Here is a 13,653-nt window from a genome sequence, read left to right on the forward strand (position 1 = left end):
AACCTGCCGACCTCCCGGCCACGACCTGAGAGACCGTGACCGCCGGGCCTCCGAGAGGAACACCTCCCGTGCGTGCATCATCCGCTCTGCGCCGCAGCCTCGCGGTCATAGCCGCGCTTCCGCTGCTCACGCTGGCAGCCTGCGGTTACGGCTCCCAGGCGCCCAAGGACGACGGCGCCGCCAAGGTCGCCGCCGGGGCGAAGAAGATCGAGGGCCTCGACAAGGTCAAGATCGGATACTTCGGCAACCTGACCCACGGCACCGCGCTGGTGGGCATGCAGAAGGGCTTCTTCCAGAAGGCCCTGGGTGGTACCCAGGCCGAACCGGCCGTCTTCAACGCGGGTCCCTCGGAGATCGAGGCGATCAACTCCGGCTCCATCGACATCGGCTGGATCGGCCCCTCCCCCGCGATCAACGGCTACACCAAGTCGGACGGCAAGAACCTGCGCATCATCGGCGGTTCGGCGTCCGGCGGTGTGAAGCTCGTGGTGAACCCGGACAAGATCAAGTCGCTGAAGGACGTCAAGGGCAAGCGGATCGCGACCCCGCAGCTGGGCAACACGCAGGACGTGGCGTTCCTCAACTGGGTGGCGGGGCAGGGCTGGAAGGTCGACCCGCTGAGCGGCAAGGGTGAGGTCACGGTCGTCCGCAGCGACAACAAGGTCACCCCGGACGCCTTCAAGGCCGGGTCTATCGACGGCGCGTGGGTGCCGGAGCCGACCGCGTCGAAGCTGGTCGCCGAGGGCGGCAAGGTACTCCTCGACGAGTCGACGCTGTGGCCGGACAAGAAGTTCGTCATCACGAACATCATCGTGCGGCAGGAGTTCCTGCAGAAGTACCCGAAGGTCGTCGAGGCCGTGCTGAAGGGCTCGGTCGAGACCAACAAGTGGATCAACGCCAACCCGGACGCGGCGAAGGAAGCGGCGAACAAGCAGCTGGAGCAGGACTCCGGCAAGGCGCTGCCCGCCGATGTGCTGGACCCGGCGTGGAAGTCGATCCGGTTCACCGACGACCCGCTGGCCTCCACCCTCGACACCGAGGCGGAGCACGCCGTGAAGGCGGGGCTGCTGCAGAAGCCGGACCTCAAGGGCATCTACGACCTCGCGCCGCTGAACAAGGTCCTGAAGGCCGAGGGCGAGCCCCCGGTCGACGACGCCGGTCTCGGCGCCGAGTAAGCCCGCATCCCGATCAGTTCCCAGGAGGTGACGACCATGGCCACGACCCTCGCCAAGGCCGCCGACGGCACCGAGGCGGCGACGCACGCCGCCCGCATCGAGCACGTCTCGAAGTCGTTCGCGGGCCCCGCCGGGCAGCAGCTCGTCCTGGACGACATCACCCTCGATGTCGCGCCCGGAGAGTTCGTCACCCTCCTGGGGGCCTCGGGCTGCGGCAAGTCCACGCTGCTCAACCTGGTGGCCGGCCTCGACCGGCCCTCCGCCGGCGAGATCGCCACGGACGGCCGGCCGGCGCTGATGTTCCAGGAGCACGCGCTGTTCCCCTGGCTGACCGCGGGCAAGAACATCGAGCTCGCCCTGAAGCTGCGCGGTGTGCAGAAGGCCGAACGCCGGGAGCGCGCCGAGGAACTGCTCGAACTGGTCCGGCTCAAGGGCGCGTACGGCAAGCGCGTGCACGAGCTGTCGGGCGGTATGCGCCAGCGCGTCGCGCTGGCCCGGGCGCTCGCCCAGGAGAGCAAGCTGCTGCTGATGGACGAGCCGTTCGCGGCGCTGGACGCCATCACGCGGGACGTGCTGCACGACGAGCTGACCCGCATCTGGCGCGAGACGCAGCTGTCCGTCCTGTTCGTCACGCACAACGTGCGCGAGGCGGTCCGGCTCGCGCAGCGCGTGGTGCTGCTGTCCTCCCGTCCCGGGCGGATCGCGCGCGAGTGGACGGTGGACATCCCGCATCCGCGCCGTATCGAGGACACCGCCGTGGCGGAACTGTCCGTCGAGATCACCGAAGAACTGCGTGGGGAGATCCGCCGTCATGGCCAGCACTGATTCGACGACCGTCGCCAAGGAGGGCAGCGATCTCGCCGGACTGGAGGCGGGCCTCGACGCGCTGGAGACGGTGCAGACCGGCCGCACGCCGTTGCGGCAGACCTTCACCGAGAAGATCCTGCCGCCCGTCCTCGCCGTCGCCCTGGTCCTGGCGGTCTGGCAGGCCCTCGTCTCGTTCAGGGTCGTCGACGACCCGACCAAGCTGCCCGCGCCGTCCGCCGTCTGGGACGTCGTGCACACGGCGTGGCTCCAGGGCGAACTGCTCGGCTACATCTGGACCAGCGTCTCGCGCGGTCTGCTCGGCTTCTGCTTCGCCCTGCTGATCGGCACACCGCTGGGCCTGATCGTCGCCCGGGTGAAGTTCATCCGCGCGGCCATCGGCCCGATCCTGTCGGGCCTGCAGTCCCTGCCGTCGGTCGCCTGGGTGCCACCCGCGGTGATCTGGCTGGGCCTGAACAACTCGATGATGTACGCGGTGATCCTGCTCGGCGCGGTCCCGTCGATCGCCAACGGCCTGGTGTCGGGCGTCGACCAGGTGCCCCCGCTGTTCCTGCGCGCGGGCCGCACCCTCGGCGCGACGGGCCTGAAGGGCACCTGGCACATCGTGCTCCCGGCCGCCCTGCCCGGCTACGTGGCGGGCCTGAAGCAGGGCTGGGCGTTCTCCTGGCGCTCCCTGATGGCCGCCGAGATCATCGCGTCCTTCCCCGACCTCGGCGTCGGCCTCGGCCAGTTGCTGGAGAACGGGCGCAACGCCAGCGACATGGCCATGGTGTTCGAGGCGATCCTGCTCATCCTGATCGTCGGCATCGCCATCGACCTGCTCATCTTCAGCCCGCTGGAGCGGTGGGTGCTGCGCAGTCGCGGCCTGCTGGTGAAGAGCTGACGTCCATGATCAACCCGTCTGTCCTCCTCGTCATCGCCCACGGCAGCCGCGACCCGCGGCACGCCGCGACGGTGCACGCCCTGGTACGCCGGGTGCGCTCGCTGCGCCCCGACGTCCGCGTGGAGACCGGCTTCCTGGACTTCAACGTGCCCTCCGTCCAAGGGGTGCTGGAGTCCCTGGCGGTCCAGGGCGTCCGCGACGTCGTGGCCCTCCCCCTCCTCCTGACCCGGGCGTTCCACGCGAAGGCGGACATCCCTGCGGTCCTGGCGGACGCGCCCCCGCAGCTCCGCATCCGCCAGGCCGAGGTCCTGGGCCCGTCGCCCCTCCTGCTCGGGGCCCTGGAGCGACGTCTGTACGAGGCGGGCCTGTCCCCCGCCGACAAGTCCTCGACCGGGGTCGTGCTGGCCTCGGCGGGGTCCACCGACCCGGAGGCGATCGCGGTGATCGCAGAAATCGCGCGGGAGTGGCGGCACACCGGATGGTGCGCCGTGCGACCTGCGTTCGCCTCCGCATCTCTCCCCCGCACGGAGGACGCCGTCCGGGAACTCCGGGCCCTCGGCTGCTCCCGGGTGGCGGTCGCCCCCTACGTCCTCGCTCCCGGCTTCCTCCCGGACCGCATCGCCCGGGGTGCGGCGGAGGCGGACGTCCTGGCGAACGTCCTGGGGCCGGCGCCGGAGGTGGCCCGGGTGGTGCTGGAGCGGTACGAGGCGGCTCGGGTGCCGGCGTTGGCGGCTGTGAGCGCCTGAACGCAGCTTGCGGAGGAGTCGCCAGAACGTGAAAGGGGCGACGGCCGTCTCGTCAGACGGGCGCTTGCATGGCCGTCACAGCGGTCCCTACGGGCCCATGACCGGCTCCGGCTGAAGTGCGAAGGAGTAGGGGGCCCAGGGACCGGTGACTTCGACGCGGAGGCCGGGGACGCCCTCGGCGGCCGCCAGTACGCCGGTGCGGAACGCGTCGACGCGGTCGGCGGGGACGAGGTACGCGTCGTTGCCGACGTTGGTGCCGGGGGCCGGGCCCGCGAGGCTTCCGCGTTGCGGGGAGTGTGCGACGCGGTCGACGGCGAGGGTGCCGGCCGTCCGGGTGAGGTGTGCGGCGGCCTGTGCGACGGTGCGCCAGGCTTCCTCGTTTCTGCGTTGTCTGCGGCGGCGGATCGCCAGGTAGGCGCGGCCGACGCCGAGGCCGGTGGGTGCTGCCTGTCCGGCGTCGGTGTCCGGCTCGGGTGGTGCGATGTCCGGTGCGGCGTAGATCTTGACGCCGAGTTCGACATGGCCGGTGAGGCGGTCCAGGAGGGACAGGAAGTACGCGCGGCGGGTGTCGAGGGCCTGCCGGGCGTGGTGTTCGTCGGGGTGGACGGTGGCCAGCCGTAGCGGCAGGACGGCGGCGCCGCGGGCGACGAGCGCGGCGACCACGGCGTGGTGGGACCGGACCGTGGACTCCATCCAGTCCAGGTCGTCGAGGTGGGCCTTGAGGGGTGTCTCGCCGTAGTCGGCGGCCGGGACGTGGCCGACGGCGAAGGCCAGGGGGGAGGTGGGGTCCGTGGGCTCCACCAGGTGGATCGGGTCGCCGGCGACCCCGCGCAGGTCCGTCGCGGCCGCGACGGCCCCGGGGGTACGGCGCAGGATCGCGTAGACGTAGACGAGGTTCGGGTCGGTCATGGCTCCGGCCTCCTGTCGGCCGCCTTGAGGGCGGGCGGCGATCTCGGCGCGATTCCTCTCGCGAGACTCGTTCTCGTGCCGCCCTCAGGTACGGGGGTGGCGGCGGGCGTGTTCACGCGAACACCGAAAACGCCCGGTGCCGTGAGGTGGACGAGGTCGGGGGCCAGCCGTACGCCGCGCACCTGGGAGGTGACGACAGGCGGGGACTCCAGGTCGGTGGTCTCGGCCAGGGCGGCGAGGATGGCGGCCCGGCTCCAGCGCCGCCCGGAGGCGCCGAACTCGTGGAACTCGGGGTGCAGCAGCGCCCCGACCCGCTCGGGGAAGCGGCGCACGTCCGGGTCGAGCAGCGCCAGCTCGCCCTCGATGGCGGCCTCGACGGCCGGGTCGTGTTCAGGCATCCGTCAGCTCCACCAGCTTGACGACGGTGTTCCAGTTGCGGGTCGTGGCGACGATGCCTTTGTTGATGCGCGGCTTCGCGAGGTGTTCGGCCAGTTTGGAGCGGCCCAGGCCGTTCGGGGCGTACAGGTACAGGGCGCGGTCGCCGAGGCGGAACTCCTCGGGGAGGTAGGCGGATTCGTCGATCTCCGCGAAGCGCTCGGGGGTCACGGGGGCGGAGAAGTAGGTGACGTGGAGTTGCTTGGGCTCCAGGTCGGCGGCCGGGAAGGGGCAGGCGTCGGCGATCGCCTTGAGAGAGGCGTGGTCGCGCACGATCACGTCGACGCCGAACCCGAAGTGCTTCTCGATGGCGTGCGTGATCTCGGCCGCCAGCGACTCCTCCTCGCCGTGGCCGGAGGCGAACACGGCCTGGCCGCTCTGGAGGTACGTACGCACGTCCTCGTAGCCGAGGCCGGTCAGGAGGGGGCGCAGGTCCGCCATCGGGACCTTTCTGCTGCCGCCCACGTTGATCCCGCGCAACAGCGCCGCATACATCGTCGTCATCCGCTCACCCTAAGGCGGCCGTCGTGCCCCGTGGGGGTGGGCACGACGGCCGGTGGGCGGCTGCCCGAGCCCCGTAAATTACTCACCGGTCAGCGCGGGGCACAACCTTCTGCTCAGGATCCACACAGCCGAGGAGACCGATAGGTGTAAGGGGCCACGGCCCTTTCCGGTCCTCCCCAGTGAGGAGATGGCGAGTGCCATGCGGATGAGTTCCGGCCCCGCCACTTCACCGGGCAGCACGACGTGATGGCTTTATCCGGCCCATACCTTCGAGACGGAAGGGGGCGGCAGGGGGCCGCCGCCGCATCACGAGGGGGCAAGCCCGTCATGGGGAACGGAGAAGCACGGGTGCGGGGCCTGGCCGCCCGGGCCGGCGGCTGGAGCGCCCGGCACCGATGGGCTGCCGTCGGGATCTGGGTGCTGTTCGTCGTCCTGGCGATGGGGCTCGGTTCGGCCGCGGGCCGGGTCGACGTCAAGGACAGCGACCAGCTGAAGGGCGAGACGCACACCGCCGCGACGATCATCGAGGACGCCGGGATCGACGAACCGGCCGGTGAGACGGTGCTGATACAGGCCCGGGACTCCGGCCTGAAGGCCACGGACGCCGAGTTCAGGGACGCCGTCACGGACGTGGTCCGGGCCGTCGAGGGGACCGGCCGGGTCACCGACGTGACCTCGCCGTACGACACGAAGACGATCTCGAAGGACGGGCGCAGCGCGCTCGTGCAGTTCGACATGCGCGGCGAGGCCGACACCGCCGGTGAGCGGGTCGAGCCGGTGCTGAAGGCCGTGGAGGGCGTCCAGAAGGACCACGCCTCGCTGCGGATCGAGGAGATCGGCTCCGCCAGCATGATGAAGACGTTCGACGACGCTTTCGGGGACGACTTCAAGAAGGCCGAGTACTCCGCGGTGCCGGTGGCCCTCGGTATTCTGCTCATCGCCTTCGGCGCGCTGGTGGCGGCGCTGCTGCCGGTGGCGCTGGCGATCACCGCGATCATGGCGACGATGGGCCTGATGGGCGTGGTCAGCCACGTGGTGCCGATGACGGACGCGGCGAACTCCGTGATGCTGCTCGTGGGTCTGGCCGTCGGTGTCGACTACTGCCTGTTCTACCTGCGCCGCGAGCGGGAGGAGCGCGCCGCGGGCCGGGACGCGCGGACGGCCCTCAGGATCGCCGCCGCGACCAGCGGCCGCGCGATCGTCGTCTCCGGTGTCACGGTGTGCGTGGCCATGGCGGGCATGCTGTTCACCGGGCTCGCCGAGTTCGAGGCGATGGGTCTGGCCTCGCTGATGGTGGTGGCCGTGGCCATGGTGGGGTCCGTGACCGTGCTGCCCGCGCTGCTGTCGCTGCTGGGCGAGCGCGTGGAGAAGGGCCGTATCCCGTTCCTGCGCCGGCGCAAGCAGGGCGGCGACGGGGAGAGCCGGTTCTGGACGGCCGTCCTGCGGCGTGTGCTCGCCAAGCCGGTCGTGTCCGTCGTGGTGGCGGCCGGTGCGCTGCTCGCCGTCGCGGCTCCCGCGGTCGGCATGAAGACCCAGAACCTCACGCTGGATCAGGAGTTCGGTGACTCGCTGCCGATCGTGCAGACGTACAACCGGCTCAACGAGGCCTTTCCGGGCGGCTCGGATCCGGCCGAGGTGGTCGTCAGGGCGGACGACATCAACGCGCCCGAGGTGCGGTCGGCGCTCGCCGACTTCCGTGAGCGGGCCGTCAGTTCGGGAGCCTCGCGCGGCCCGGTGGAGATCAAGCTGCACGACGAGCAGAACCTCGCCTTCGTGTACGTCCCGCTGGTCGGCGGCTCCGACCTCGACAAGGCGGGCGCGAGCCTGGAGAAGCTGCGCGACGACGTGCGGCCCGCCACGCTCGGCAAGGTCGAGGGCGTCGAGGCCCCGATCACCGGGCAGGTCGCGGGTTCGAAGGACTTCAACGACCAGTTGGCGAGAGCCGTCGTCCCGGTCTTCGCGTTCGTCGTGGTCTTCGCCTTCGCGCTGATGCTGCTGTCGTTCCGCTCGCTGACCATCGCGCTCACGTCGATCGTGCTGAACCTGCTGTCGGTGGGCGCGGCCTACGGCATCCTCGTCGCGGTCTTCCAGCACGGCTGGGGTGCCTCGCTGGTGGGGGCGGAGGGCGTCGGCGCGATCATCACCTGGCTGCCGCTGTTCCTCTTCGTGATCCTGTTCGGTCTGTCGATGGACTACCACGTGTTCGTGGTCTCCCGGATCCGCGAGGCGCGGCTGCGGGGTCTGGGCACAGAGGACGCGATCCGGCACGGCGTGGTCACCACGGCCGGGGTCGTCACCAGCGCCGCGGTCATCATGGTCGCCGTGTTCGCGATCTTCGGGACGCTGTCCATGCAGTCCATGAAGCAGATGGGCGTCGGCCTCGCGGCGGCGGTGCTCATCGACGCGACGATCATCCGGGGCGTGCTGCTGCCGGCGGTGATGGCGCTGCTCGGCGAGCGCAACTGGTACCTGCCCAAGTGGCTGCACCGGCTGCCGGACCTCACGCACGACGAGACACCGCAGGCGGTCGCGGGACCGGCGGCGCGGGACGACGAGGGCGAGCCCGTCAGGGTCTGAACCCGCCCGCCGCATACAGGGCCCGTCGGTTCCGGGGGAACCGACGGGCCCTTTCACCCGCCAGGCCGTCACGGTGTGACGGACCGGCGGGTGACGGTCGCCCCGGCTACCGCCCCGACTACCGCCGGCGAGCGGGCAGTTCGGCCTCGATGAGGTCGGCCGCACGCCGGGTGCCGCCCTCCCGGGCCGTCTCCGCCTGGATCTCCTTCAGGCGGCGGGCGGCCTCCGGGTCGTCGACGAGGGCGAGGGCCGCCTCGCGCAGGGCCTCGCCGGTCGCCTCCTCCGTGGGGAGGTACCGCGCGACACCGAGGCCCTGGAGCATCCCCGCGTTGCCGAACTGGTCCGCGGCCTGCGGTACGGCGATCATCGGCGTGGCGGTCGCCAGGCCCTCCTGACTGCCGCCCGCGCCGGCGTGCGTGACGAACAGGTCGGCCTGCTTCAGGATCGCCAGCTGCGGCACCCAGGAGCGCACCTCGACGTTCGCGGGGACCTCCCCGAGCCCGGCCGGGTCGATGTGCTTGCCGACCGAGAGCACCAGGTGCCAGCCGGGCAGGTCACCGAACGCCTTGACGCACTCCCGGTAGAAGCCGGGCTGCTTGGTGAAGGCGGACCCGAGCGACACGAGCGCGACCTTCTCGGCACCGGCCGGCCGCTGCCAGCCGCCCTCGGCCGTGCGGTCGCCCTGGCAGGCTCCGACGAAGGAGTACACGCTCTCGTCGACCCGGTCCGCGTTCGGCTGGAGCGCCCGGGGGATCAGGACGATCGAGCGGTCGGGACGGCCCGCGAAGCGATCGGGGTGCCGGGTGATCCCGTTCTTCTCCAGCCAGGCGTGAAAGCGGGCGTAGTAGGCACGGCCGCGCTCGGTCTTCTTCGGCTCCGCCCACATGGGTTCGGCGACCTCCTCCTCGTATCCCTCCCACGCGACCATGGCCGGCGACAGGGAGATCGCGGGCACGCCCCAGCGGTGGGCCAGGACGCGGCCCGGGTAGGAGGCGATGTCGTGCAGGACGAGGTCCGGCTCGTCGCCCTCGTACGCCTCGATCAGCTGCGGGAGGGCCTGGATCGCGTCGTCGAGGAACGGCTCCACGTTGTCCAGCAGTGTGCTCCCCCAGGCCTCCGGGTCGTCGTCGGGCGAGGGCAGCGTCGAGTGCCAGGTCTTCACCTCGGCGCCGGTCTCCGCGACCTTCTCCGCGAAGACCGGCGGGATCGCGTACGTCACACGGTGGCCGCGCGCCACGAGCTCGCGGATCACCTCAAGACTCGGGTTCACGTGCCCGTGGGCGGCGATGGAGAACATGGCGATATGAGCGCGACTGGTCATGCGTCGACCGTACGCGAGACGATACGTCTCGTACAGTCTCTTTCGTGCTTCAGCGGATCAGCTCCTCATGCAGCCGCAGCCACCGCTCCGGCGCCACCTCACCCACCAGAACGCCCGGGTCCAGGCGCGCGGCCCGGAACGCGGCGTCCACCGACCGCCTCGGGTGGGCCCGCCGCAGCGACGCGTGCAGTGAACCTCCGACCCCCGAGAACCCCAGCTCGACCATACGGCGCCAGCTCCGGTACCCGGCGGCGTCGAGCAGCGGGGTGTCGCGCCGCTCTATGCGCAGCACCCCGGCGTCCACGCGCGGCACGGGCCGGAAGCTGCGCCTGCCGACGCGGCCCAGCAGCCGCCACTCGTAGCGGGGCCAGGTCCGGACCGTCAGCAGCGTCCAGCTGCCGTAGTCGCCGGTGCGTTTGCGGGCGTACTCGAGCTGGGTGAGCAGGGTGGCGTCGGTGAGGGCGGGAGCGCGCAGGCACCAGTCGACGACGGCCGCGGTCCGGGAGAACGGCACGTTCCCGGCCACGGAGAAGGCCGTGCGGGGCGCCCGCGCGGCCAGGAAGTCCCCGCCGATGACGCGCACGTGCGGGGTGCCCGAGAACCGGGCACGCAGCACGGGCACGAGTCGCGGGTCGATCTCGAACGCGCGCAGCTCCCGGCAGCGCGGCGCCAGGGGAGCGGTCAACGCGCCTTTTCCCGCGCCGACTTCGAGCAGCAGCGGGACCGGGTGGGATCCCGGGACGGCGAGCCGGGCGAAGCGCTCGGCGGTGGCGCGGTCGGCGAGGAAGTTCTGCGAGAGCGCGCGGGAAAGCGCGGCGGGGCGGGCCATGGCCTGCGGTCCTTGTCTTCCGAGAGGTGGGAAGGGCAGACGAAGGCCCTGACCGGAAGACAGGTGAAGGTGCGGGAGACGGAACGCCGGGCTGAGTGGCTCAGCGGGCGTGGCTCCCCGGGCCGGTCAGGGCTCCGGGGCGGCGGCGCGTCCTGGCGGCGTGCGCGCAGCCCCGGCCGTGACCGGAGATGTAGATCGCGTTGATTCCCACGGGCAGCACGCTAGGCGGTGCGGGCGGGGGCGGACAACGGGTTTTCGCCGGCGCCCGGCGCTTTCGCCGGAGTCAGCGCTGGTAGCGGGCGAGCACCAGGTTGCCGTCCTCCTCCAGTCGTTCGCGCAGTTCGCCGAGGTCGATGGCTCCGCTGTAGTACTCCTGGAGGGCGGGGGTGGCCACCTTGTCCTTCCACTCCGGGTAGCCCCGCACCGTCTGCGCGGGTGCCGGGCGCAGATGCTCGGCGAGGGCGGTGCCGGTGGCCCAGCCGTGCCGGGTGGTGTGCAGGACCGGGTCCTCGAGGGCCTCGGTGCCGGTGGGCAGCATCCAGTCGCCGAGGGCGAGGCGCACCATGTTCTCCGGCCGCAGGAGGAAGTCGAGGAAGGCGGCGGCCTCCTTCTTGTGCGGGCAGTCCTCGGCGATGGAGAGGGTCTGGGGGCTGACGCCCTGGGTGAGGCCGCCGGCGCCGGCCGGGGCGGGCAGCACGTGCCAGTCGAAGCCCTTCGGGGCCTGCTGCACGATCTGCTGGCGGTAGGAGAAGCCCAGCGGGACCATCGCGTACCGGCCACCGAAGAAGCCGGGCAGTGTGTCGGAGCCGCCGCTGCCCAGGGTGGTGGGCGAGGCGCTGCGGTCGGTGTTCGCCTGGTCGTGGATGGTGCGCGGCACCACCTGGTCGGCCGCCTCGAACCGGACCGTCACCTTGCCGTCCGCTCCGCGGTGGAAGAGCTGTCCGCCCGCCGACAGGGAGAGGTTGAGGGTGGCCGAGACAGGTTCCTTCAGCGGCCAGGCGACGCCGTACGTGCCGCGGCCGCCGAGCCCGTCCGTGATCCGGCGGAACTCGGCCCAGCTCCAGGGTTTCTCAGGTGTCGGGATCCGTACGCCGGACCGCTTGAGCCACTTCGCGTTGGCGATCAGCACGCGCGGCTCCTGGAGGAAGGGCACGCCGTAGACGCCGTCGCCGAAGGTGGTCGTCTCCCAACTGCGCTGCGGGATGTCCGCCTTGAGCCTCGCGGGCAGCAGGTCGGTGAGATCGGCGAGGTAGCCGCCGTAGGCGAAGTCCGCGAGGTCGTCCGAGGCGTCGTGGATGATGTCGGGTGCCTCGCCGCCCTCGAAGGCGGTGAGGAGCTGGTCGTGGACGCTGTCCCAGCTGCCCTGGACGTACTCGACCCGCACGTCCGGATGGGTGGCGTTCCACTCCTTCACCAGTTCCTTGTTGGCCTCGACGGACTCCTCCTGCCAGGCCAGGGACTGGAAGCGGAGGGTGATCGGGCCGTCGTCGCGGGTGCCGCCGGAGGTGCAGCCGGCGAGGAGCAGCAGCAGGACGAGGGCCAGCAGGCGTGCGCGCATCAGCTCTTCACCGCCCCGGTGAGCATGCCGCCGGTGATCCGCCGCTGGATGATCGCGAAGACGACCAGCGAGGGCAGCGTCGCGAGGAACGCCGCCGCCGCGAGCGGGCCGAGGTCGGCGACGCCCTCGGCGCCGATGAAATGGGTGAGCACCACCGGAAGGGTCTGTTTCTCGGGCGTCTTGAGCAGCACGAGCGCGAAGAAGAACTCGTTCCACGCGGTGATGAACGCGAACAGCCCGGTCGCCACGATGCCCGGCGCGAGCAGCGGGGCCGTCACCGACACCAGTGTCCGCACCCGGCCCGCCCCGTCGACCGCGGCGGCCTCCTCCAGTTCGGGCGGTACGGCCCGCACGTACCCGGCGAGCATCCACAGCGCGAACGGCAGCGCCCACACCACGTACACCAGCACCAGCCCCGGCACGGAATTGATCATCCGGAGGTTCTTCAGTACGAGGAACAGCGGGATGATCAGCAGCACGAACGGGAACGCCTGGCTGACCACCACCCAGCCCGTCACCGCCTTGGCGAGCCGGGTGCGGCGCCGGGCGACGACGTAGGCCATGGGCGTCGCGATCAGCACGGCGACGACCGCCGCCGAGAGCGCGGCGAGCAGGGAGTTGAGGGCGGCGTGCAGCAGCGGCTGTTCGTCGAAGGCCTGCCGGAAGTTGGCGAGGGTGGGGTCCTGCGGGATCCACGTCGGGTGCAGGCTGCCCAGCTCGCGCGGGGGCTTGAACGCCGTGGAGATCAGCCAGAGGAACGGGAAGGCCAGGAAGACGAGGTAGGCGAGCAGCGCGGCGTACTGACCGACGCGGGCGGGGGTGCTGGTCCTCACGCGTCGTCACCTCCCCTGAGGCGGCCCGCGAGGAACACGGCCAGGGCGATCGAGATCACGGCCACCATCACGCAGCCCATCGCCGCCGCGTAGCCGAACTGTCCGTAACGGAAGGCCTCTTCGTAGGCGAAGAGCATGGGCAGACGAGTCCGGCCGCCGGGACCGCCGCTGGTGAGGACATAGACCAGGGCGAAGGAGTTGAAGTTCCAGATGAGGTTGAGCGCGGTGATGGCGAGGGCGATGGGCCGCAGGGCGGGCCAGGTGACCGTGCGGAAGCGGCGCCAGGTGCCCGCGCCGTCGACGGCCGCCGCCTCGTGCAGTTCGCGCGGGGTGTTCTGCAGCCCGGCGAGCAGAGCGACCGTCGTCTGCGGCATGCCCGCCCAGACACCGACGACGATCACGGCGGGCAGCGCGGTGGCCAGTCCGCTGAGCCAGTCCCGGCCGCTGCCCAGGCCGAGGTCGCGCAGGGTCTCGTTGAGGAGGCCCGCGTCCGGGTTGTAGACGAGCCGCCACATGATGCCGACGACGACCTCGGGCATGGCCCAGGGGATGATCGCCAGCGCGCGGGCCAGCCAGCGCAGCCGGAGATCCTGGTTGAGCAGCAGGGCGAGGCCCAGCGCGAGCAGGAACTGCGGCACGGTCACCCCGACCGCCCACACCAGTCCGATGCGGAACGACTCCCAGAACAGCGTGTCGTGCAGCAGGTCCCGGAAGTTGAGGACGCCGATCCACCGGGTGGGCTCGGTGCGGCCCGACTGGGCGTCGGTGAAGGCCAGCAGGATCCCGTACAGCAGCGGCCCGACACTGAGGACGAGGATGGGGATCAGGGCGGGCAGCACCAGGAACCAGGCACCGTGATCGACGGCCCGCCGGGGCCGGGTCCCGCCGGGCCCCCGGCCGGCCGGTTGCCTCGGTGGCGAAGCCTCGGTCACCAATGTCACGGAATCAGCCCCTTTGACGGCTCGGCCGGCCACGTCATGCTCGTGAAGGCGGTCTGCCTCGTCAAGGCACCGCGCATGCCGCCCCACCTGTGCCGATGCGACACTGACCGGCGGATG

13 protein-coding genes are annotated in these 13,653 nt (G+C 71.4%); 5 read left to right on the forward strand and 8 right to left on the reverse strand.

Annotation, left to right across the window (positions count from 1 at the left end):
• Window positions 1–68 precede the first annotated feature (68 nt).
• The 4 genes from ACWD1U_RS01935 to ACWD1U_RS01950 are packed head-to-tail and all read left to right on the forward strand — an operon-like array spanning window position 69 to window position 3,629.
• Complete coding sequence (locus ACWD1U_RS01935; protein ID WP_451103706.1) at window positions 69–1,175, forward strand: aliphatic sulfonate ABC transporter substrate-binding protein; 1,107 nt, start codon at window positions 69–71, stop codon at window positions 1,173–1,175.
• A 36-nt stretch (window positions 1,176–1,211) separates the two neighbouring features.
• A complete protein-coding gene (locus ACWD1U_RS01940; RefSeq protein WP_451103707.1) occupies window positions 1,212–2,000 on the forward strand; it encodes an ABC transporter ATP-binding protein in 789 nt (262 codons plus the stop codon).
• The gene (locus tag ACWD1U_RS01945; RefSeq protein WP_451103708.1) at window positions 1,987–2,883 is read left to right on the forward strand and encodes an ABC transporter permease; all 897 of its coding nucleotides are present in this window, start codon (window positions 1,987–1,989) and stop codon (window positions 2,881–2,883) included. Before ACWD1U_RS01940 ends, ACWD1U_RS01945 begins: the two co-directional genes overlap by 14 nt.
• A gap of 5 nt (window positions 2,884–2,888) precedes the next feature.
• Window positions 2,889–3,629 (forward strand): sirohydrochlorin chelatase, encoded by a 741-nt coding sequence (locus ACWD1U_RS01950; RefSeq protein WP_451103709.1) that lies wholly within the window; start codon window positions 2,889–2,891, stop codon window positions 3,627–3,629.
• 87 nt (window positions 3,630–3,716) lie between these two features.
• Here the strand turns inward: ACWD1U_RS01950 and ACWD1U_RS01955 are convergent, their stop codons facing one another.
• Genes ACWD1U_RS01955 through ACWD1U_RS01965 form a run of 3 tightly spaced genes read right to left on the reverse strand, consistent with a single transcriptional unit; the run spans window position 3,717 to window position 5,477 of the window.
• Window positions 3,717–4,538, reverse strand: coding sequence for a GvpL/GvpF family gas vesicle protein (locus ACWD1U_RS01955; protein ID WP_451103710.1), 822 nt, complete (start codon window positions 4,536–4,538; stop codon window positions 3,717–3,719).
• A complete protein-coding gene (locus ACWD1U_RS01960; RefSeq protein ID WP_451103711.1) occupies window positions 4,535–4,936 on the reverse strand; it encodes a DUF4440 domain-containing protein in 402 nt (133 codons plus the stop codon). Before ACWD1U_RS01960 ends, ACWD1U_RS01955 begins: the two co-directional genes overlap by 4 nt.
• The gene (locus tag ACWD1U_RS01965; protein ID WP_451103712.1) at window positions 4,929–5,477 is read right to left on the reverse strand and encodes a DUF1697 domain-containing protein; all 549 of its coding nucleotides are present in this window, start codon (window positions 5,475–5,477) and stop codon (window positions 4,929–4,931) included. Before ACWD1U_RS01965 ends, ACWD1U_RS01960 begins: the two co-directional genes overlap by 8 nt.
• Before the next feature lie 327 nt (window positions 5,478–5,804).
• Between ACWD1U_RS01965 and ACWD1U_RS01970 the strand changes: the two genes are divergently transcribed.
• Window positions 5,805–8,054 (forward strand): MMPL family transporter, encoded by a 2,250-nt coding sequence (locus ACWD1U_RS01970; protein ID WP_451103713.1) that lies wholly within the window; start codon window positions 5,805–5,807, stop codon window positions 8,052–8,054.
• Window positions 8,055–8,172: 118 nt separating this feature from the next.
• On the opposite strand, the gene ACWD1U_RS01975 is transcribed toward ACWD1U_RS01970, so the two are convergent.
• From ACWD1U_RS01975 to ACWD1U_RS01995, 5 genes are all read right to left on the reverse strand, one after another.
• Window positions 8,173–9,375, reverse strand: a complete 1,203-nt coding sequence (locus ACWD1U_RS01975; protein ID WP_451103714.1) for a glycosyltransferase — start codon at window positions 9,373–9,375, stop codon at window positions 8,173–8,175.
• 49 nt (window positions 9,376–9,424) lie between these two features.
• On the reverse strand, window positions 9,425–10,204 hold the full coding sequence (erm, locus tag ACWD1U_RS01980) for an ErmE/ErmH/ErmO/ErmR family 23S rRNA (adenine(2058)-N(6))-methyltransferase (RefSeq protein ID WP_451103715.1): 780 nt from the start codon (window positions 10,202–10,204) through the stop codon (window positions 9,425–9,427).
• A gap of 283 nt (window positions 10,205–10,487) precedes the next feature.
• The gene (locus ACWD1U_RS01985; protein WP_451103716.1) at window positions 10,488–11,762 is read right to left on the reverse strand and encodes an ABC transporter substrate-binding protein; all 1,275 of its coding nucleotides are present in this window, start codon (window positions 11,760–11,762) and stop codon (window positions 10,488–10,490) included.
• Window positions 11,762–12,595 carry a carbohydrate ABC transporter permease gene (locus tag ACWD1U_RS01990; protein ID WP_451103717.1) on the reverse strand — a complete coding sequence of 278 codons (834 nt, stop codon included), beginning with the start codon at window positions 12,593–12,595 and terminating at the stop codon, window positions 11,762–11,764. Before ACWD1U_RS01990 ends, ACWD1U_RS01985 begins: the two co-directional genes overlap by 1 nt.
• Complete coding sequence (locus tag ACWD1U_RS01995; protein WP_451103718.1) at window positions 12,592–13,536, reverse strand: carbohydrate ABC transporter permease; 945 nt, start codon at window positions 13,534–13,536, stop codon at window positions 12,592–12,594. Before ACWD1U_RS01995 ends, ACWD1U_RS01990 begins: the two co-directional genes overlap by 4 nt.
• Window positions 13,537–13,653: the final 117 nt, after the last annotated feature.

It is taken from the genome of Streptomyces sp. NPDC002788 (assembly GCF_053592115.1).

Bases quoted from the DNA above. Each gene is read 5' to 3' on its own strand.
- ACWD1U_RS01970 (WP_451103713.1), top strand. From the start codon at position 5,805: ATGGGGAACGGAGAAGCACGGGTGCGGGGCCTGGCCGCCCGGGCCGGC.
- ACWD1U_RS01985 (WP_451103716.1), bottom strand. From the start codon at position 11,762: ATGCGCGCACGCCTGCTGGCCCTCGTCCTGCTGCTGCTCCTCGCCGGC.
- ACWD1U_RS01940 (WP_451103707.1), top strand. From the start codon at position 1,212: ATGGCCACGACCCTCGCCAAGGCCGCCGACGGCACCGAGGCGGCGACG.
- ACWD1U_RS01955 (WP_451103710.1), bottom strand. From the start codon at position 4,538: ATGACCGACCCGAACCTCGTCTACGTCTACGCGATCCTGCGCCGTACC.
- ACWD1U_RS01960 (WP_451103711.1), bottom strand. From the start codon at position 4,936: ATGCCTGAACACGACCCGGCCGTCGAGGCCGCCATCGAGGGCGAGCTG.
- ACWD1U_RS01965 (WP_451103712.1), bottom strand. From the start codon at position 5,477: ATGACGACGATGTATGCGGCGCTGTTGCGCGGGATCAACGTGGGCGGC.
- ACWD1U_RS01975 (WP_451103714.1), bottom strand. From the start codon at position 9,375: ATGACCAGTCGCGCTCATATCGCCATGTTCTCCATCGCCGCCCACGGG.
- ACWD1U_RS01945 (WP_451103708.1), top strand. From the start codon at position 1,987: ATGGCCAGCACTGATTCGACGACCGTCGCCAAGGAGGGCAGCGATCTC.
- erm (WP_451103715.1), bottom strand. From the start codon at position 10,204: ATGGCCCGCCCCGCCGCGCTTTCCCGCGCGCTCTCGCAGAACTTCCTC.
- ACWD1U_RS01950 (WP_451103709.1), top strand. From the start codon at position 2,889: ATGATCAACCCGTCTGTCCTCCTCGTCATCGCCCACGGCAGCCGCGAC.